Source organism: Streptomyces sp. NBC_00038, from assembly GCF_026343635.1.
Lineage (GTDB): Bacteria > Actinomycetota > Actinomycetes > Streptomycetales > Streptomycetaceae > Streptomyces.
Genome location: NZ_JAPELQ010000001.1, coordinates 7060743 through 7079742, shown reverse-complemented (window position 1 = coordinate 7079742; position 19000 = coordinate 7060743). Strand labels below are relative to the sequence as shown.

General features: G+C 69.8%; 19 protein-coding genes. 11 read left to right on the top strand and 8 right to left on the bottom strand.

What is annotated here, in order from left to right; genetic code table 11:
- Positions 1-11 precede the first annotated feature (11 nt).
- Entirely contained in the window at positions 12-599 is a 588-nt protein-coding gene (locus OG219_RS32185; RefSeq protein WP_266832418.1) for a dihydrofolate reductase family protein, read from the bottom strand.
- 132 nt (positions 600-731) lie between these two features.
- On the opposite strand from OG219_RS32185, the gene OG219_RS32180 reads away from it, so the two are divergent.
- Positions 732-1337 carry a TetR/AcrR family transcriptional regulator gene (locus OG219_RS32180; RefSeq protein ID WP_266832416.1) on the top strand — a complete coding sequence of 202 codons (606 nt, stop codon included), beginning with the start codon at positions 732-734 and terminating at the stop codon, positions 1335-1337.
- Here the strand turns inward: OG219_RS32180 and OG219_RS32175 are convergent.
- From OG219_RS32175 to OG219_RS32165, 3 genes are all read right to left on the bottom strand, one after another.
- Positions 1334-1924: an N-acetyltransferase gene (locus tag OG219_RS32175; protein WP_266832414.1), complete on the bottom strand. Its 591-nt coding sequence runs from the start codon at positions 1922-1924 to the stop codon at positions 1334-1336. The two genes, OG219_RS32180 and OG219_RS32175, sit on opposite strands and share 4 nt — an antisense overlap.
- A gap of 303 nt (positions 1925-2227) precedes the next feature.
- A complete protein-coding gene (locus tag OG219_RS32170) occupies positions 2228-3310 on the bottom strand; it encodes a family 2 encapsulin nanocompartment cargo protein polyprenyl transferase (RefSeq protein WP_266832412.1) in 1083 nt (360 codons plus the stop codon).
- A 116-nt stretch (positions 3311-3426) separates the two neighbouring features.
- On the bottom strand, positions 3427-4833 hold the full coding sequence (locus OG219_RS32165) for a family 2B encapsulin nanocompartment shell protein (RefSeq protein WP_266832411.1): 1407 nt from the start codon (positions 4831-4833) through the stop codon (positions 3427-3429).
- Between the two features lie 255 nt (positions 4834-5088).
- On the opposite strand from OG219_RS32165, the gene OG219_RS32160 reads away from it, so the two are divergent.
- From OG219_RS32160 to OG219_RS32150, 3 genes are all read left to right on the top strand, one after another.
- Positions 5089-5322, top strand: a complete 234-nt coding sequence (locus tag OG219_RS32160; RefSeq protein ID WP_266454455.1) for a hypothetical protein — start codon at positions 5089-5091, stop codon at positions 5320-5322.
- A gap of 161 nt (positions 5323-5483) precedes the next feature.
- Positions 5484-6074 carry an N-acetylmuramoyl-L-alanine amidase gene (locus OG219_RS32155; protein WP_266832408.1) on the top strand — a complete coding sequence of 197 codons (591 nt, stop codon included), beginning with the start codon at positions 5484-5486 and terminating at the stop codon, positions 6072-6074.
- 502 nt (positions 6075-6576) lie between these two features.
- A complete protein-coding gene (locus OG219_RS32150; RefSeq protein ID WP_266836303.1) occupies positions 6577-7482 on the top strand; it encodes a 1-aminocyclopropane-1-carboxylate deaminase/D-cysteine desulfhydrase in 906 nt (301 codons plus the stop codon).
- 27 nt (positions 7483-7509) lie between these two features.
- Here OG219_RS32150 and OG219_RS32145 read toward each other — a convergent pair whose 3' ends face one another.
- Positions 7510-8292, bottom strand: coding sequence for a L,D-transpeptidase family protein (locus OG219_RS32145; protein ID WP_266832406.1), 783 nt, complete (start codon positions 8290-8292; stop codon positions 7510-7512).
- A 309-nt stretch (positions 8293-8601) separates the two neighbouring features.
- On the opposite strand from OG219_RS32145, the gene OG219_RS32140 reads away from it, so the two are divergent.
- Positions 8602-9291: a response regulator transcription factor gene (locus OG219_RS32140; RefSeq protein WP_266832404.1), complete on the top strand. Its 690-nt coding sequence runs from the start codon at positions 8602-8604 to the stop codon at positions 9289-9291.
- A complete protein-coding gene (locus OG219_RS32135) occupies positions 9288-11081 on the top strand; it encodes a cell wall metabolism sensor histidine kinase WalK (protein ID WP_266832402.1) in 1794 nt (597 codons plus the stop codon). Before OG219_RS32140 ends, OG219_RS32135 begins: the two co-directional genes overlap by 4 nt.
- Positions 11082-11114: 33 nt before the next feature.
- On the opposite strand, the gene OG219_RS32130 is transcribed toward OG219_RS32135, so the two are convergent.
- Positions 11115-12710 carry a Na+/H+ antiporter gene (locus OG219_RS32130; RefSeq protein WP_266832400.1) on the bottom strand — a complete coding sequence of 532 codons (1596 nt, stop codon included), beginning with the start codon at positions 12708-12710 and terminating at the stop codon, positions 11115-11117.
- A 62-nt stretch (positions 12711-12772) separates the two neighbouring features.
- Here OG219_RS32130 and OG219_RS32125 point away from each other — a divergent pair, with 62 nt between their 5' ends.
- The 3 genes from OG219_RS32125 (at position 12773) to OG219_RS32115 (ending at position 14915) form a co-directional block, all read left to right on the top strand.
- Positions 12773-13033 (top strand): UBP-type zinc finger domain-containing protein, encoded by a 261-nt coding sequence (locus tag OG219_RS32125; RefSeq protein WP_266832398.1) that lies wholly within the window; start codon positions 12773-12775, stop codon positions 13031-13033.
- A gap of 311 nt (positions 13034-13344) precedes the next feature.
- Positions 13345-13758 carry an anti-sigma regulatory factor gene (locus tag OG219_RS32120; RefSeq protein ID WP_266454474.1) on the top strand — a complete coding sequence of 138 codons (414 nt, stop codon included), beginning with the start codon at positions 13345-13347 and terminating at the stop codon, positions 13756-13758.
- The gene (locus OG219_RS32115; RefSeq protein ID WP_266832396.1) at positions 13755-14915 is read left to right on the top strand and encodes an RNA polymerase sigma factor SigF; all 1161 of its coding nucleotides are present in this window, start codon (positions 13755-13757) and stop codon (positions 14913-14915) included. The genes OG219_RS32120 and OG219_RS32115 overlap by 4 nt, the downstream gene beginning before the upstream one ends.
- 2 nt (positions 14916-14917) lie before the next feature.
- On the opposite strand, the gene OG219_RS32110 is transcribed toward OG219_RS32115, so the two are convergent.
- Entirely contained in the window at positions 14918-15367 is a 450-nt protein-coding gene (locus OG219_RS32110) for a hypothetical protein (protein ID WP_266832394.1), read from the bottom strand.
- 148 nt (positions 15368-15515) lie between these two features.
- Here OG219_RS32110 and OG219_RS32105 point away from each other — a divergent pair, with 148 nt between their 5' ends.
- Positions 15516-16484, top strand: a complete 969-nt coding sequence (locus tag OG219_RS32105; protein WP_266832392.1) for a diacylglycerol kinase family protein — start codon at positions 15516-15518, stop codon at positions 16482-16484.
- Positions 16485-16802: 318 nt separating this feature from the next.
- Positions 16803-17060 carry a WhiB family transcriptional regulator gene (locus OG219_RS32100; RefSeq protein WP_006380970.1) on the top strand — a complete coding sequence of 86 codons (258 nt, stop codon included), beginning with the start codon at positions 16803-16805 and terminating at the stop codon, positions 17058-17060.
- 228 nt (positions 17061-17288) lie between these two features.
- Here OG219_RS32100 and OG219_RS32095 read toward each other — a convergent pair whose 3' ends face one another.
- Positions 17289-18755, bottom strand: coding sequence for a sensor histidine kinase (locus OG219_RS32095; RefSeq protein ID WP_266836302.1), 1467 nt, complete (start codon positions 18753-18755; stop codon positions 17289-17291).
- Between the last annotated feature and the right edge of the window lie 245 nt (positions 18756-19000).

The following is a 19000-nucleotide window of genomic DNA, read 5'->3' as shown; positions in this document are numbered from 1 at the left end:
CGGAAGGGCGTTCAGCGCTTCCTGCTGTACGTCCTCACCAGTACGCCGTTCTTGAACACACGCAGCTGGTCGAGCGCGAACTCGGAGACGTCGAAGCCAGAGCCGAACATCGGCATACCGGAGCCGAGGACCACCGGGTACGTCTTGATGACCAGTTCGTCCACCTCGTCGATCAGCGCGCCCGCGAGCTGCGAGCCGCCGCACAGGTAGATACCGAACTCGCCGTCCTCCGCCTTGAGTTCGCGGATCTTCCCGACGACGTCGTCCGCGACGATCTCGACATGGGGGTCGGGCGACTCCTTGAGGCTCCGCGAGGCGACGTACTCACGCAGATGCGCGTACGGGCTGGTGACGCCGAGGTCCAGAGCAAGGTCGTAGCTGGCGCGGCCCTGGATGATCGTGTCGAAGTTGCGGTTCTCGAGGTCGTCGATGCCGAGCGGGCGGCGGGCGTGCGTCGGCAGGGTCTCCGGGTACTCCGCCTTCAGGAAGTCCTCGAGGAACTCCTCGTCGACGAACGGCATGAAAGCCTGCCCGTCGCCGTCCGGGGCTCCGATGAAGCCGTCGATCGAGCACGCGATGAAGTAGGTGAGCTTGCGCAAGCGGGTCTCTTTTCGTGGTCGGCGTTCGTGGCGACTCCGGTGGCCGCCCGCGAACAACGACAGTTATAGTACTTCATCTGTAGTGGTTGCAAGGCTTTTGGCGGCGCCAGGAGATTTTTGGAGGAGACCCGGATGGCAAGGAACCCGGAGCGCAGGGCGGCTCTCGTCGACGCGGCCGTCGAGGTGCTGGCACGGGAGGGCGCGCGCGGACTGACCTTCCGCGCGGTGGACGCCGGGGCCGGGGTGCCGGTGGGCACCGCGTCGAACTACTTCACCGACCGCGACGACCTGCTCGCCCAGGTCGACGCCCGCATCCACCAGCGCCTCGCACCCGACCCGTCCGCAATCGCCGAGCTACTGAAGGGCCCGAAGGACCGCTCACTGGTCCTGGAGTTCATGCGCGACGTACTGGCCCGCGCCGTCCGCGACCGCACGGGTTATCTCGCCCTCTTCGAAATGCGCCTGGAGGCCACCCGCCGCCCCGCGCTGCGTGCCTCGTACACCAAGTCGGTACGCGGCGACCTGGTGGACGGCATGGAGTTCCACCGGACCGCCGGGCTGCCCGGCGGCGACGAGACCGTGACGGTCCTCTACCTCGCCATGCTCGGCCTGCTACTGGAGCACCTGACGCTCCCCGGCGTCCTGGACGGCGTACTGCCGGAGGTCGCCGTCCCGGACGGGCTGGTGGAGCGGATCGTCGCGACGATCGTGCCGGAGCGCGCTCCTGAAGAAGACTAGGACTGCGGCTCGCGCCACATGGGCCACATCTGCGGGCCGTCGGGGAGGTCGAGAGGCCGGCCGGTGAGCTCGAACCCGAGCCGCTCGTACAGCTTGCGGCTGCGGGCGCTGCTCGCTTCGAGGTACGCGGGGGTCCCCTCGCGGTCGCAACGGTCGAGGACCGACTCGATGAGCGCGGTACCGAGACCCTCACCCTGGCGCCCCGGCGCCACGGCGATCATCCACAGGTACTCGTGCGCGCGACCCGCCGGATGGATCCCGGCGGTCAACCGCCCTATGAGCTCCACCCGTTCATTCTCCGGATCGACGGCCTCACGCAGCTGCCCGGGCCCGTCCTCGTCGCCATGCTCATCAGCAGGCACGGACAGCCACAGCGCACACGCCGCCCCGTCCTCGGCGATATCGACCCGCCCCTCGGCAAGCACGACATCAAGAAACGCACCCATCAACTTGTGGTGCGTAGCCCGCCGATGCACCTCATCCGGAAAGACCCACCCACTCACCGGATCACCCTGAAAAGCCTCATCCAACAGCCGAACAACAAACTCCCGATCACCGCCACCGGCCACCCGGATCCCCACACCCATGCCCTCAGCTCCTCAGCCTCAACCGACGGTGATCGTACGGCGGTTGAGATCTTGCCGGACGGGGGGAGATCTTTCAGCCCGTCCGGCGTTTGAGGACGAGGCCGTCCAGGCCGAAGCGGGGGTCTGGGGGCGCAGCCCCCAGGAACGGGACGGGTAGGGGCGGAGGGGGCGAAAAAACAGGCCCCGCACACCGTGGGGATGTGCGGGACCCGACCGGAGTCCAGAAGCCGTACGGAGGTCAGGTGCCGTACAGATCCGAGGACCCCGGGGCCACCGGGGGCATCAACCACCCCACCGACGGGGTCAGTTGCTGCGCCGCGTCACGAACTCCGCCAGCGCGAGAAGCCCACCCGCCGCCTCCGGATCAGGCACCGCCCGAGACAGCTCGTGCATCGCCCGTGCCATCCGGTCGGCCGCCTGGACCTGCGCCCAGTCACGACCCCCCGCCCGCTCGACGGCAAGCACCGTACGATCCAACTCCCCTTCCTCGTAAGGAACTCCGTACAGCATGGCCAACTCGGCCGCCGCAGGCGTACCGGAAGCGAGCGCGGCCACCACGGGCAGCGACTTCTTACGAGCGATGAGGTCCGCCCCGGCAGCCTTGCCGGTACGACTCGGATCCCCCCAGATCCCGATCACATCGTCGATCAGCTGAAACGCGAGCCCGGCCTCCCGACCGAACGCGTCAAGCGCCTCGACGTCCTCATCCCCCGCCCCCGCATACAACGCCCCCAGCGCACAGGCACAGCCGAGCAACGCCCCGGTCTTGGCCTCCGCCATGGCAAGGCACTCGTCGAGGGTGACCTCGTCGGGGCCGCGCTTCTCCATGTCGGTGTCCGCGTGCTGCCCCGCGCACAGCTCGACGACACAGGACGCGAGCCGCGCGGCGGCCGCCGAGGACGCCGGATGCGGATCCTCGGCGAGCAGCCGCTGAGCCAGCGCCTGCAAGGCGTCCCCGGCGAGGATCGCGTCGGCGTCGCCGAACACGGTCCACGCGGTGGGCCGGTGCCTGCGGGTGGTGTCGCGGTCCATCACGTCGTCGTGCAGCAGCGTGAAGTTGTGTATCAACTCCACGGCGGCGGCCGCCCGTACGGCGTTCGCATGCTGCCCGCCGAGCGCGCGGACCGCTGCGAGCACGAGCGCGGGCCGGATCGCCTTGCCCGAGTTGCCCGCCGCGGGCGTGCCGTCCGCGTGCTCCCAGCCGAAGTGGTAGAGCGCGATCCGGCGTATCGAGCCCGGCAGCGAATCGATGGCCCTGCGCAGCTCGGGGTCGACGGACGCCCGGGCACCCTCCAGGATCCCCGCCGCTTCCTGCCCTCCCCCGCTCTCGGTCTCGCTCGAACGGGGAGCCCCCCACCGCGGGCTGGGCGGAACCTGCTCATCCATGGCCCTCCCGACGGGGCTCCGCCTTTCGAGACTCTCGGCCGGCCTCTGCGGCGCCACCGGCCTACCGGGTCTACCCGCCCGGTCGGGCGAGGACACAACGTCCGGCGTACGGGTCGTCACCGCCAGCGGCCGATCTCGACGTTCTCCAGAATGCCGAGGGCGTCGGGCACGAGCACCGCGGCCGAGTAGTACGCCGTCACCAGGTAGGAGATGATCGCCTGTTCGTTGATGCCCATGAAGCGCACCGACAGGCTCGGCTCGATCTCGTCCGGGATGCCCGCCTGCTGAAGCCCGATGACGCCCTGTTCGGCCTCGCCGGTACGCAGGGCGATGATCGAGGTCGTGCGGGTGTCGCTGACCGGGATCTTGTTGCACGGGTAGATCGGCACCCCGCGCCAGGTCGGGATGCGGTTGCCGGCCATCTCGATGGTCTCCGGGACGAGTCCGCGCTTGTTGAGCTCGCGGCCGATCGCGGAGATCGCGCGCGGGTGGGCGAGGAGCATCTTGGTGCCGCGCCTGCGGCTGAGCAGTTCGTCGAGGTCGTCGGGTCCGGGCACGCCGTCGTGCGGCTGCAGCCGCTGCTCGTACTCGCAGTTGTTGAGCAGTCCGAACTCCCGGTTGTTGATGAGCTCGTGCTCCTGGCGCTCCTTCAACGCCTCGACGGTGAGCCGGAGTTGCTGCTCGGTCTGGTTCATGGGCTGGTTGTAGAGATCGGCCACGCGCGAGTGGAGGCGCAGCACGGTCTGGGCGATGCTCAGTTCGTACTCGCGCGGCGCGCCCTCGTAGTCCACGAAGGTGCCGGGGATGTCCGGCTCTCCGGTGTGGCCGGCCGCGAGGTCGATCTCCTTCTCGCCGTACTTGTTGGCGCGCTGCTCCGGGATCGCGCGCAGCTCCCGGAGGTGGTCGCGCAGGGACTCGGCCCGCTCCGCGACCTGTTCGAGGTCGTTGCGGGGCAGGGTGAGCACGGTGCACGCGGTGACGGCGCGGGCCGTGTACTCCCAGATGGCGTCCGGGTCGATGAGTGCCTGCTCGCCGAAGTACGCGCCGTCGGCAAGAACACCGAGGACCGCGTCGTCCCCGTAGGGACCCGTGCCGATCTTCTCCACCTTGCCGTGGGCGAGGAGGAACACCTCCTCGGACGGGTTGCCGAACGAGGCGAGCACTTCCCCGGGTGCGAACTCCCGCTGCTGGCAGCGCTGGGCGAGCTCGCCGAGCACCTCCTGATCCTCGTACGACCGCAGCACGGAGAGTTCGCCGAGCTCCGCCGGGATGACCTGGACGCGGTCACCGGTCTTCACGAATGTCACGCGGCCGTCGCCCACGGAGTAGCTGAGCCGCCGGTTCACGCGGTACGTGCCACCCTGCACATTCACCCACGGAAGCATCCGCAGCAGCCAGCGTGAGCTGATCTCCTGCATCTGGGGCGCGGACTTGGTGGTGGTGGCCAGGTTCCGCGCGGCGGATGTGCCGAGACTCTGCTGCGGCTTGCCCTGACCCGCGCGGACCTCTTCGCCTACCGACATGAAAATTGCCCTCCCATTCGTGCACTGATCTGCGGGAGCAAGCCTTCCATCACGGAGCGTGTCAGTGCTATTACACGAATGAGGGGGAATGGATCACCATGGAGTGGGCACACAGCCCGAAATCGCCGATTCGTCGAACAGCGCGCGGTTGTTGCGGTCGGGAACTCCAAGATCCGGCCAACCGTTTGACGCTCTGACCGATGCTTCGATCGACGCTTCGGCTGATGCTTCGACATACGAGGACGGGAGACGGTCATGGCAGGCTTTCTGGACCGCGCCAAAGAACAGGCGCAGCGGGGGCTCACACAGGGCAAGCAGAAGATCGACGACGTGCAGGCACAGCGCGCGGGCGGTGACCTGTTGAAGAAACTGGGCGCCGCGTACTTGGCGGAGCGGCGCGGCAGCGGCTCCCCGCAGGCGACACAACAGGCCTTGCAGGCACTGGAGAACCACATCGCGACGCATGGGGACAGCTTCCTTCACAGCTGATCCCGGGCTCCCCCTCGCGCCACGGCGCACCGCCGCAAGCCCCTGACCGAATCGGCTCGCACACCGTGCGAACGCCTGGGCCGGCCACCGGGTTCCGGGTAGTAGCGGCGGTACGAGACGGCCGCGACGGGTGGCCGGCGTGCAGCGCGAAGGAGGCGGTCATGGCCCCACCCATGTCCGCGGGCGGTTTCCTGGACCGGCTCAGGGAGGCGGGCGTCACGGTCGTCGAGGTCGGCGACTGGGAACGTCACAACCGCAACCACAAGGGCCCATGGGGTCCGGTGTACGGCGTGATGATCCATCACACGGTGACCTCGGGCAGCAAGGCCACCGTCGAGCTCTGCCGTGACGGCCATGCGGAGCTGCCCGGGCCGCTGTGCCACGGCGTCATCACCAAGGACGGCGTCGTACACCTCGTCGGCTACGGCCGCGTCAACCACGCGGGCCTGGGTGACGACGACGTACTGCGCGCCGTGATCGCGTCGAAGAGACTCCCCCCGGACAACGAGGCGAACACCGACGGCAACCGCCACTTCTACGGCTTCGAATGCGAGAACCTCGGCAACGGTTCGGACCCCTGGCCCGAAGCACAGCTGAGCACCATCGAAAAGGTCGCCGCCGCGATCTGCCGCCACCACGGCTGGACCGAGCGCTCGGTGATCGGCCACCTGGAATGGCAGCCGGGCAAGATCGACCCACGCGGCTTCACGATGGACTCCATGAGGGAGCGGGTCCGCGACCGACTGAAGTGACGGTGCCATGGCGCGGCGGGCGCGCCGGGCGCGGCAGTGCCGAGCGGGCGGCACGGGCGCGGTGCCGCCGGGCCGCGTGCGGGGCGGTCGCCGCCGAGCCGCGTGCGGGACGGTCGGAGCCGAGCCCCGCGCCGGGCGGTCGACGGGCGTGGGGCCCTGCGGGGCAGGGTGACGGGCGGGCGTGGCCCTGCGGGGCAGAGTGACGGGCGTGGCCCTGCGGGGAAGGCACATGGGTGCTCAGAGCCGAAGGCGCGGTGCCCGGTACGACTCCCGGGCCTCGGCCGCCTTCACACCACCGCACCGCCACACCACCGCACCGCCACACCACGGCACCGCCACACCACGGCACCGCCACAGCACCGCACCGCCACGCCACCGTCCGGACACCCACTCCAGACCTCCCCTCCGGAGGCCCAGTCCCGGACGTATGTCCGACAATGGCCAAGTGATCAGCCCCGCCGAACACGACGGCCCCGGCATCCCCGGCGCCCCCGAAGGACCCGTGGCACCCGAAGCGCCCGACCTCGCCGGCCTACGGCCCCGCCTGCCGTCGCCGTTGCAGGACGTCGCGGACGAGCGCTTCGGGCGTCACGGCGTCCGGCTGGTGCTCAAGCGGGACGATCTGATCCACCCCGAGCTGGTCGGCAACAAGTGGCGCAAGCTGGCCCCGAACCTGGCGGCGGCAGCGGGCCGGGCGGTGCTCACCTTCGGCGGGGCGTACTCGAACCACCTGCGGGCCACGGCCGCCGCGGGCCGTCTCCTCGGGCTGCCCACCCTCGGCGTGGTCCGCGGCCAGGAGCTGTCCGGGCGCCCCCTCAACCCCTCACTCGCCCGGTGTGCGGCGGACGGCATGCGGCTGCACTTCGTCGACAGATCGACGTACCGCCACAAGACCGAGCCGGAGACACTCGCCTCGATCCTGCGCACGCTGGACGCCGAGGACGCGTACGTCGTGCCCGAGGGCGGCAGCAACTCCCTTGCCGTACGCGGCTGCCAGGCCCTCGGCGAGGAGCTGCGCGCCCACGCCGGTGTCGTCGCCCTGGCCTGCGGCACCGGCGGCACACTCGCGGGCCTGGCCGCCGGGCTCGCTCCCGACCAGCGCGCCCTGGGCATACCCGTCCTGAAGGGCGCCTTCCTGAGCGCCGACATACAGGCCCTCCAGGTCACCGCCTTCGGCGCCCGTCAAGGCGACTGGTCCCTCGACGAACGCTTCCACTTCGGCGGTTACGCCCGCACCACCCCTGAACTCGACACATTCGCAGCGGACTTCGAGCACCGCCACGGGCTGCCCGTCGAACGTCTCTATGTCGCCAAGATGCTGTACGGACTTGTCACCCTGGCCGAGGAGGGCGCGTTCCCCCGCGGGACGACGGTGGCGGCCGTGATCACAGGAGCACCGCTCGCCTGATCGCCTGATCACCTGGGAAGCCCGCCTTCAGCGTTCGAGGGATTCGGCGTCCCCCATGACGATCACCGGGTGCTGGTCGGGGTCGAGAGTGCGCAGGAGTTCCTTCATGTGCTCCTCCTCCAGGCTCACGCAGCCGTGTGTGGGCCCGCCGTGGTCGACGTGCAGCCATATGCCGCCGCCCTTGTCCGCGCCGAGAGGGCGGGTCCAGTCGAGGGGTGAGGTGCCGGGCTCGCGGTTGTAGTTGATCGCGACGACGTAGTCGAAGGAGCCCGCGAGCGGTTCGCCCTCGAAGCCCCTGCCGCCGATGGTGAAGCCCCCCGAGTGGTTGTACGGCAGCCTGGTGCCGGGATCGGCGAGCAGTCCGCCGGCATCGGTGAGGGAGAACACGCCGATGGGCGACCGGAGATCACCGGCATGGTGGTCGTCCGTCCAGCCCCGGAGGGCGTTGTGGGCGGGCCAGGTGGCTCCCGGCTCCCAGCCCGCACCGGTACGCCGGTACAGCACCACCCGTGAGTCCGAGGAGTTCTTGCCCTGCCCGGTGACCAGCAGGACCTGTCGCGCGTTCGCGGGGATTTCCGCCCGTGTCCGCGCACCGAGGCCCGGCAGCAGCGCGGGGGCGGACGCGCCGGACGCTTCGCTGTCCGCGGAGGTCCGCCCGGGCGCGGCCTGTGCCGTGCCGGGGGCGGTGGCCGACGCACCGTGCGCTCCGACGGCCGCGGGACGGTCGGCGGCCGCCCCGCCGCCCGTCACCGTCCCCGCGCATCCGGCGACGGTGACGGTGACGGAAAGGGCCAGGACGGCGGCCGGCATCCCCAGACGGTTCAGTCCCGGGATGCTGGAGCCGGGCGCTCGGCGGTCGCCGAACGGAGCACGGAGAAGCCGCCGTCGGGGCAGGCGACGCATTGGTGAAGTCATGATCCTCAGCCTCGGCGGGACATATGAGGAACTGGTCAGCTCCGAGTCACGAGGTCGGGCTGCCACCTCGCGTGACGCCGCCGGTGCCGAACGCACCCAAGGGCATCACCCCAGCCTGACTCGCGGATATCAGGAAGTTGTCAGGGTGTGGGATAGCCCGCACAGGGGCCTGAACGCCGCTTGCCCGCGCTTAGAGTCGGCCGCGTGTGCGCACATATCCTGGTCGCGGAAGACGACGAAATGCAGGCCGAGCTCATACGGCGGCTGCTGCTTCAGGAGGGCCACACGCCCGTCGTGGTCCACGACGGGCGGGCCGCGATCGACGAGGCCACCAGTCGCAGACCCGACCTGGTCGTCCTGGACCTGATGCTGCCCAAGATCGACGGTCTCGGCGTGTGCCGGGTGCTGCGGGAGAACGGCGAGATACCCGTTCTCATGCTCACCGCCCGCTCCACCGAGGACGATGTGCTGCTGGGCCTCGGACTCGGCGCGGACGACTACATGACCAAGCCGTACAGCCCACGGGAACTGATGGCCCGCATCCGCACCGTGCTGCGCCGCACCCTCCGCCCCGCAGAGCTCTCCCCCGTGCTCCGCGCGGGCGGCATCACCGTCGATCCCGCACGCCACGAGGTGACCTGCGACGGCAGCCCCGTCCTGTGCACGCCCGGCGAATTCGCCATCATCCACGCCATGACCGCGGAACCCGACCGGGTCTTCTCACGCCGTCAACTGCTGCAGCACACCCGGGGCCACGACCGCGCGTCCACCGAACGCGCCATCGACGTACACATCATGAACCTGCGCAAGAAGATCGAGCCCGACCCCCGCACACCCGTCCGGCTGCTGACCGTCTTCGGCGTCGGCTACAAACTCACCGGGCAGCCGTCATGACGCCCGGTCCCGGCATCCCCTGGCGCAAAAGCCTGTTGGTACGGCTCCTCCTCACGTCCATGACCATCGCCGTGCTCTCCGTGGGCGCCACCGCCTGGCTGGCCGTACAGACCACCACACGGGCCATCCAGGAGGAGCGCGGCCAAGTGCTCTCCGACGACACCGACATCCTCCGCCGACTCAGCGGCTTCGCCGCGACTCACGCCGACTGGAAGGGCGTACAGAGCTCGGTGCGCACGCTCTCCCGCACCACGGGACGGCGTATCGCCCTGACGACCGAGACCGGCCGCACCATCGCCGACTCCGCCGCCCCCAAGACCGCCCTGCCCGCCCGCGCCTCGGCCACCATCGACCCGCTGACCACCGACACGTACACCGAGCCGGGGGCCCAACTCGCCGGACTCGACCCGCGGGTGGTGGGACCGTACCTACTCCCTCCGTTCGAACGGGCGAAGGTGAGAACGATCGCCGAGAAGTGCATGCAGATGTACGAGCTCGAAGGCAGCCTCCGACAGCTTCCCAGCGGCCGTACGGTGGTCGTCGCCGACGCCGGCGACGGATCCCCGACGCGGGACTGCCCCGACGAACTACTCGATACGCCCACGCCCACGGAGCAGAAGGCGCTGAGTGAACTCAACGCTCTTGCCGGGCCCTGCTTCGGCCAGGGGCGGGACGAGCCTCTCCAACCATGGATCGACTTCGTTCCCGGCTCGCCCAAGGGTGACCCGGTCCGCCGTCCCGGCGGCAAACAGCAGGCGCCGACCTGTGTCGAGAACGCCCGCCGCACACAGCTCGACCCGTACGTCGCCCCGAGGGCCAGGCTCTACCTGGGCAACCTGGGCGGGCAGCCCGCGGGCTTCGACCTCTCCCCCGCCAACAAAACCAAGATCATCGGTGTGACGGGGCTGGTCCTGGCCGTCACCGTCGCCATGACCGCCGTGGTCGCGATCCGTCTCGTCCGCCCCCTGCGAGCCCTGACGGCCGCGGCCCAGCAACCCCCGCATCAGCACACGCGCGTCGCCGTCACGACCAAGGACGAGACCGGCTATCTGGCCGCCGCCTTCAACGACCTCACCGCGCGCCGCGAACAGCTGGAAGCCGAGCGCAAGGCCATGGTCAGCGACATCGCCCACGAGTTGCGGACCCCGCTGACCAACATCCGCGGCTGGCTGGAGGTCACCCGCGACGGGCTGCTCGCCCCGGACCCTGAGATCATCGCCTCCCTGCACGACGAGGCACTGCTCCTGCAGCACATCATCGACGACCTGAGCGACCTCGCGGCAGCCGACGCCGGCACCCTGAAACTGCACCGCCGGCCCATGCCCACGGACGAACTCCTCACCCAGGCGGTGTCGGCCCACGGCACCCGCGCCGAAACCTCGGGCATCCGCCTGCGCACGCACACCGACCCCGGCCTCTGGCTGAACGCCGACCCGGTGAGGATGCGCCAGGCCCTGGGCAACCTCATCTCCAACGCGCTCCGGCACACCCCCGCGGGCGGCACCGTCACGCTCACCGCCCGGCAGCGCGACGACCTGGCCGTCCTCACCGTGGAGGACACGGGCAACGGCATCGCACCCGAGGAACTCCCCCATGTCTTCGAGCGCTTCTGGCGGGCCGAGAAGTCCCGCAGCAGACACACCGGCGGCAGCGGCCTCGGCCTGTCCATCGTCCGCCACTTCGTGGAGGCACACGGGGGAACCATCACCGCCGACAGCGAGCCGGGCAACGGTGCGGTGTTCACCATCCGGCTCCCCCTCGACCGGCCACCGGACAGCCCGACCCCATGACCTGCGCGGGACATCCGGGGGTCGTGAGACCCCTCAGGTCGTCTCCCGGTACGCCGCCGCCTCCTCCAGGTCCAGCCTTCGCAGCAGCGTCCGCAGCATCTCGTCGTCGATGTAGCGGAGGTCGCGCAGCCGTACGAAGACAGCGCGCTCGGCGTCGATCATCTCGCCGGACAGCCGGCGGTAGGTGTCGTCGGCGGTCTCGCCGGTCACCGGGTTCACCGCGCCGAGGCGTTCCCAGACGGCGTTGCGGCGGCGTTCCAGGACCGTGCGGAGGCGGTCGGCGAGTGGCGGGGGAAGGGCGTTGCGTTCGTCTTCGAGGAGCTCGTCAAGGCGTTTCTCGGCGGCCCGGGAAGCCTGCGCCTGGGCGTTGGCCTCGGCGAGCGTCTCGGTCTGCACGTCGCGCCCCGGCAGCTTCAGGAGGCGGATCAGCGGGGGCAGCGTCAGCCCCTGCACGACGAGGGTCCCGATGACCGTCGTGAAGGTCAGGAAGAGGATCAGGTTGCGATCGGGAAAGTCTTCGCCGCCGTGCACGGTCAGCGGGATCGAGAAGGCGATGGCGAGCGAGACCACGCCCCGCATCCCGGCCCAGGCGATCACGAACGGCCCCTTCCAGGTGGGGTTGTCCTCGCGCTTGCGGATGCGCGCCGAGAGGATCCGTGGCAGGAAGGTCGCGGGATACACCCACACGAACCGGGTCACGACGACGATGAGGAAGAGGGCCACCGCGTACCAGGCGGCGTCGATACCCTCGTACGCCCCAAGCCCCTTGAGGACGACGGGCAGTTGCAGGCCGATCAGCGCGAACACCGCCGACTCCAGGACGAAGGCGACCATCTTCCACACCGCCTCCTCCTGGAGCCGGGTGGCGAAATCGACCTCCCAGGCACGGTGTCCGAGGTAGAGGGCGACGACGACCACGGCGAGCACCCCGGAGGCGTGCACCTGCTCGGCGACCCCATAGGCGACGAAGGGGATCAACAAGGAGAGGGTGTTCTGGAGGAGTGCTTCCTTCAGGTGGGTGCGCAGCCAGTGGAGCGGCACCATCAGGAGCAGCCCGACGGCGACGCCGCCGACCGCCGCGAGCAGGAACTCGCCGATGCCCTCCGACCAGGTCGCGCCCTCGCCGACCGCCGCGGCGAGCGCCACCTTGAAGGCGGTGATCGCGGTCGCGTCGTTCACCAGGGACTCGCCCTGCAGGATCGTGGTGATCCGCGAGGGCAGCCCCACCCGCCGCGCCACCGCCGTCGCCGCGACCGCGTCCGGCGGCGCCACCACCGCTCCAAGGACCAGCGCCGCGGTCAGCGGCAGGCTCGGCACGATCAGGTACACGGCCCAGCCGACGGCCAGGGTCGCGAAGAGGACGTAACCGACCGACAGCAGCGCGACGGGTCGGAGTTGCGCCCGCAGATCGAGGTACGAGCTGTCGGTGGCCGCCGTATACAGCAGCGGGGGCAGCAGCAGCGGGAGCACGATGTCGGGGTCGAGTTCGTACGCGGGCACCCCGGGGACGTACGAGATCACCAGGCCCACGGTGACGAGCAGCAGCGGTGCCGGGACCGGTGTGCGGCGGGCGGCCGCGGCGCATGCGGCGCTCCCGGCGACCAGCAGAAGCAGTGGCAAAATGTGCATCGTCTTTCCGCCCGCTCTCGTTTTCGCGCGGCTTCCCGCACACCCGACGTAATCTGGCAATCATGAAACAGTGCACGCACGCCGACGCGCTGCCGGACCCCGAGCCCGAGCCCCTGAGCGAAACCTGCGTGGAGTGCCTGGCCGCCGGCACGGACCCGGTGCAGCTCCGCCTGTGTCTGGAGTGCGGGCACCTCGGCTGCTGCGACTCCTCTCCGCTGCGGCACGCGACGGAGCACCACAAGGACACCGGGCACCCGATAATGCGCACCTTCGAGCCCGGTGAGAGCTGGCGTTGGTGCTTCGTCGACCACGTACTCGTATGACCCCTCGACCGCGGCGTCGACGGCATACTGACAGGGCTCGCGGATCACGTGCGCGTGTGACCCGCGATCCGGACGGTTCGACCGTCTGACGCCTGGGTACGTCAACCCGGCGCGCGCTCTTCCTAATTGGGGCCGCAGACCCCTAGCCACTGTCCGTACTCATAGGCTTACTATGAGTGACAGCAAGGGGCGGGGTCCCCGGGACAGGAAACTTGGGAGCGCGGTAGCGTCACCGCTGAACCACATCGCGCGTTACCCCGGGGGGCGACCCTCGGCCCCCTGAAAGAGCTTGTACCACCATGGAGGTGAGGGTGTCCCAGATCGCAGGCGAGCCCGCGACCAAGGACTTCGTGGAAGTCCGGCTGCCCGCCGCGGGCGCCTACCTGTCGGTGCTGCGTACGGCCACGGCCGGACTCGCGGCCCGTTTGGACTTCACCCTCGACGAGATCGAGGACTTGCGCATCGCGGTGGACGAGGCCTGCGCGATCCTGCTGCAACAGGCCGTCCCCGGTTCGGTGCTCAGTTGTGTCTTCCGGCTCATCGACGACTCTCTGGAGGTCACGGTCTCGGCGCCGACTACGGACGGTCACGCCCCGGCGCGGGACACCTTCGCCTGGACCGTCCTCTCCGCCCTCGCGGGCAAGGTCGAATCCACGGTCGCCGAGGACAAGACCGTGACGATCAGCCTCTACAAACAGCGCGGCGCGGGACCCGGGCCGGCGTGAGGAACGGGGACGGGCCGGTGCGGGACGAAGAGCGCGGCACACGGGAGCTTCCCGCCGAGCGTGTCGGCGGGCCGCGGCGCACCGCGGACGCCGTCGACGGCATCCCCGAGCAGGCCCGGCCGCACCCGGAGGACGGCACGGCGTCCGCGGAGGCGGCGCCGGCCGACGAGGACGAACGGGAGAAGCTCTCCGGCCAGGGCGACGGGCAACGGGATCCGGAGGGTGCCGGGCCGAGTACGTCCGCGGACGTACTCGGGGCCTCCCCTGCCCGATCGGAGCCGAGAGCTCGGGGAATGGTGACGGGCGGGACTATGAGCGAGCACGAGCGGCACGACAAGCCGGAGGCGCAGAGCGTGCAGGGCGCGCAGCACGGGCCGAGCGCCCAGCAGATCCGGCACGACCCCCAGGACCGCAGCGGGGCGCGGACGATGTTCATCGAGCTGCGCAAGCTGAAGGACGGCAGCGCCGAGTACGCGGAGCTGCGCAACCAGCTGGTCCGCATGCACCTCCCGCTCGTCGAGCACCTCGCGCGCCGCTTCCGCAACCGCGGCGAGCCGCTGGACGACCTCACTCAGGTCGCCACCATCGGCCTGATCAAGTCGGTGGACCGCTTCGACCCGGAGCGCGGTGTCGAGTTCTCGACGTACGCGACGCCGACGGTGGTCGGTGAGATCAAGCGGCACTTCCGTGACAAGGGCTGGGCGGTGCGCGTCCCGCGCAGGCTCCAGGAGCTGCGGCTCGCGCTGACCACGGCGACCGCGGAGCTCTCACAGCTGCACGGCCGCTCCCCCACGGTCCACGAGCTGGCCGAGAAGCTGGGCATCTCGGAGGAGGAGGTCCTGGAGGGCCTGGAGTCGGCCAACGCCTACTCCACGCTGTCCCTGGACGTCCCCGACACCGACGACGAGTCCCCGGCGGTCGCGGACACCCTGGGCTCCGAGGACGAGGCACTGGAGGGCGTCGAGTACCGCGAGTCCCTCAAGCCCCTCCTCGAGGACCTCCCGCCCCGCGAGAAGCGAATCCTGCTGCTGCGCTTCTTCGGAAACATGACCCAGTCCCAGATCGCCCAGGAGGTCGGCATCTCCCAGATGCACGTCTCCCGGCTGCTGGCCCGGACCCTGGCCCAGCTCCGCGAGAAGCTGCTCGTCGAGGAGTAGGCCTACTTCGGTTCCTGGACGCGGCCTGGGCCCTGGATGCCCAGCGCCCGGGTCGTCGCAGGGTTCACCAGCAGCACCAGTGCCGCGATCGCGACGACCGCCAGGGCGATGCCGGCGGGGATCGCGACGCTGTCGGCCTGGAGCAGGTTGTAGGCGACGGGCAGCGCCAGGATCTGGGTGACCACCGCGGGGCCCCGGCTCCAGCTGCGGCGCAGCAGCAGTCCGCGCGCGGCCAGCAGGGGAAGCAGAGCGAGTACGAGCAGTGTCACGCCGCCGGTGACGGCCTGCTGCCGGTCGTCCGGTTCGCCGGTGAGGCCCAGTACGAGCAGATAGACACCGCCCGCGGCCAGGGCCAGCCCCTCGAGCGCGGCCAGCGCCGCCGCTGCGGTCAGCCGCCCGGGACGGGGGTCTGCGGTGGGGGCGTCGGGGGTCGGATTCTGCTCACGGCTCACCCCTGAAGAGTAGCCGTCGGCCTGCGCGCGCCCCAGCCCCCGTCCCGGACCCGCCCCCGCTCCGCGTGGCCGACCTCACGGCCTGCACTCTTACTTGATCCCTACCTCGGGCTGGGCCGAGTACCCCCCAGTAGGTACGCTGCAACTCATGCGTGCACTTCTCGTGGTCAATCCGGCAGCAACCACCACAAGCGCGCGCACGCGTGACGTCTTGATCCACGCGCTGGCCAGTGAGATGAAGCTGGAAGCGGTCACCACCGAGTACCGCGGGCATGCCAGGGACCTCGGCCGGCAGGCGGCCGACAGCGAGGACATAGACCTGGTCGTCGCCCTCGGCGGCGACGGAACGGTCAACGAGGTCGTGAACGGCCTGCTGCACAACGGCCCCGATCCGGAGAGCCTGCCCCGCCTCGCGGTGGTCCCCGGCGGGTCCACCAACGTCTTCGCCCGCGCCCTCGGCCTGCCCAACGACGCCGTGGAAGCCACCGGCGCCCTGCTGGACGCACTGCGCGAGGAGCGCGAGCGCACGATCGGCCTGGGCCTCGCCGCCGGCACCCCGGGCACCGAGGACGAGTCCGTACCGTCCCGCTGGTTCACCTTCTGCGCGGGGCTCGGGTTCGACGCGGGTGTGATCGGCAGGGTCGAGCAGCAGCGCGAGCGCGGCAAGCGCTCCACGCACGCCCTCTATTTGCGCCAAGTACTACGGCAGTTTTTGGACGATCCTCACCGCAGGCACGGCACGATCACCCTGGAGCGTCCCGGCCAGGACCCGGTCGCCGATCTGATCCTGTCCATAATCTGCAACACCTCACCGTGGACGTTTCTCGGCAATCGTCCGGTGTACGCCTCACCTAAGGCCTCGTTCGATACCGGGCTCGACGTACTCGGCCTCAGCCGCATGTCGACCGCCGCGGTTGCCCGGTATGCCACCCAGTTGCTCACTTCGTCCCCCGAGCGCGGACCCCATGGCAGGCATGCGGTGTCCCTGCACGATCTGACGGACTTCACCTTGCATTCGAAGGTGCCGCTCCCCCTCCAGATGGACGGCGACCACCTCGGACTGCGTACGAGCGTGACGTTCACAGGCGTACGCCGTGCACTGCGTGTGATTGTGTGAGCGGAAGGGCCCAAAGTCCTTTCACTCGAACGTTTAGACCAGGGTCCACCCCATGGAAGTACGGCTGTGACCTAGTCGACACCGAGGAATCAAAAAAAACTTTCCTGAAGGGGTTGTATCCGCCGCTGAGGTTTGCGAGTCTCTACGTGGCGCTCGGGACGGCCCGCAACATCGGCCCCACAGAGAGCCAGAACCCCTCCTCAAAACTCAGGACCACGTCAGGTCATCTGACAGTCGGCCCTTCACTTGTTGAGGGATTCGTGAAAGCGTTCACATTCACAAGCAACGTGCATGTAATACCAAGGAGAGGTAGCAGCCATGGACTGGCGTCACAACGCCGTTTGCCGCGAGGAAGACCCCGAGCTCTTCTTCCCCATCGGCAACACCGGTCCTGCGCTGCTGCAGATCGAGGAAGCCAAGGCCGTCTGTCGCCGCTGCCCCGTCATGGAGCAGTGCCTGCAGTGGGCGCTCGAGTCCGGCCAGGACTCCGGCGTCTGGGGTGGCCTCAGCGAGGACGAGCGTCGCGCGATGAAGCGCCGCGCCGCCCGCAACCGAGCTCGTCAGGCCACCGCCTGACGTTCCACCCCGCAACGAGCCTGAGCTTGGCGGCGCGTACAGCGAGTACGCATCTCCCGCCCCCGAGCCGCAGCGCGCAGTACCCCCAATGCGCATAGCAGCGTAAGCAGTGGCCCCGGACTTCGGTCCGGGGCCACTGTCATGTGCCCTTGCGCCGCTGAGCCGTTGCACCTGTTTGCGTGTGCGTGGATTGCGTGCAGGTGTGGGTCGGTTGTGTGTCGCTGTCGGCTACTTGTTCGCCCGTACCGGGATGTCCAGGATCACCTGCGTACCGCGTTCCGGTGCCGCGACCATGTCGAAGGTTCCGCCCAACTCGCCCTCCACCAGCGTCCGTACGATCTGCAGCCCCAGGTTTCCCGAGCGGTGCGGGTCGAAGCCCTCGGGGAGACCGACGCCGTCGTCCTGGACGGTGACCAGGAGGCGGGCGTCCTTGGTGGTGCCGCCGCGGACCGCCGAGACCTCGACCGTGCCGCGGTCGCCCTCGCGGAAGCCGTGCTCCAGGGCGTTCTGCAGGATTTCGGTGAGGACCATGGAGAGCGGCGTCGCGACCTCGGCGTCCAGAATCCCGAAGCGGCCGGTGCGCCGGCCGATCACCTTGCCGGGCGAGATCTCGGCGACCATGGCGAGCACCCGGTCGGCGATCTCGTCGAACTCCACCCGCTCGTCCAGGTTCTGGGACAGCGTCTCGTGCACGATCGCGATCGATCCGACCCGGCGTACGGCTTCCTCCAGGGCTTCCCGGCCACGGTCCGACTCGATCCGCCTGGCCTGGAGCCGCAGCAGGGCCGCCACCGTCTGGAGGTTGTTCTTCACCCGGTGATGGATCTCCCGGATGGTCGCGTCCTTGGTGATCAACTCGCGCTCGCGGCGCCGCAGTTCGGTCACGTCACGCAGAAGCACCAGGGAACCGACGCGCGTGCCCTTGGGCTTGAGCGGGATCGCCCGCAGCTGGATCACCCCGTCCGCGCTCTCGATCTCGAACTCGCGGGGCGCCCAGCCACTGGCGACCTTGGCCAGTGCCTCGTCCACCGGCCCCCTGGACGGGGCGAGTTCGGCCGTGGTCGAGCCGAGGTTGTGCCCCACCAGGTCGGAGGCCAGGCCGAGGCGGTGGTACGCCGACAGCGCGTTCGGAGACGCGTACTGGACGATCCCGTCCGCGTCGAGGCGAATCAGCCCGTCGCCGACACGGGGCGAGGCGTCCATGTCGACCTGCTGGTCGGGGAAGGGGAAGGAACCCGCCGCGATCATCTGGGCGAGATCGGAGGCGCTCTGGAGGTACGTCAGCTCCAGCCGGCTCGGGGTGCGCACGGTGAGGAGATTGGTGTTGCGCGCGATGACGCCGAGGACGCGCCCTTCCCGCCGTACGGGGATGGACTCGACCCGGACGGGAACCTCCTCGCGCCACTCCGGGTCGCCCTCGCGCACGATCCGGCCCTCGTCGAGCGCGACGTCCAGCAAGGGGCGGCGGCCACGCGGGACGAGGTGGCCGACCATGTCGTCCTGGTACGAGGTCGGGCCGGTGTTGGGGCGCATCTGGGCCACGGAGACATAGCGGGTGCCGTCGCGCGTGGGGACCCACAGGACGAGGTCGGCGAAGGAGAGGTCGGAGAGCAACTGCCACTCCGAGACCAGCAGATGCAGCCACTCGAGGTCGGAGTCACCGAGGGCGGTGTGCTGGCGTACGAGGTCGTTCATGGAGGGCACATGTGCGAGCGTACCCGGCGTATACGACAGCCCTCGAAATCAGCCACCCGCAGGGGGCGACCGGCACCTCCACCAGGCAACCACCGGGAGCCCGTACGGCGCCCGCGCGGGCCCGGAAACACCCGCGGGCCGCGGCGCCTGAGAGGGACCCTCAGCCCTCCCGGCACCGCAGCCCGGAGCAACAACGGCCACGGGGTGTGCGGTCCCGATCGGCCGAAGAGAGGAGCCGGAGCAGT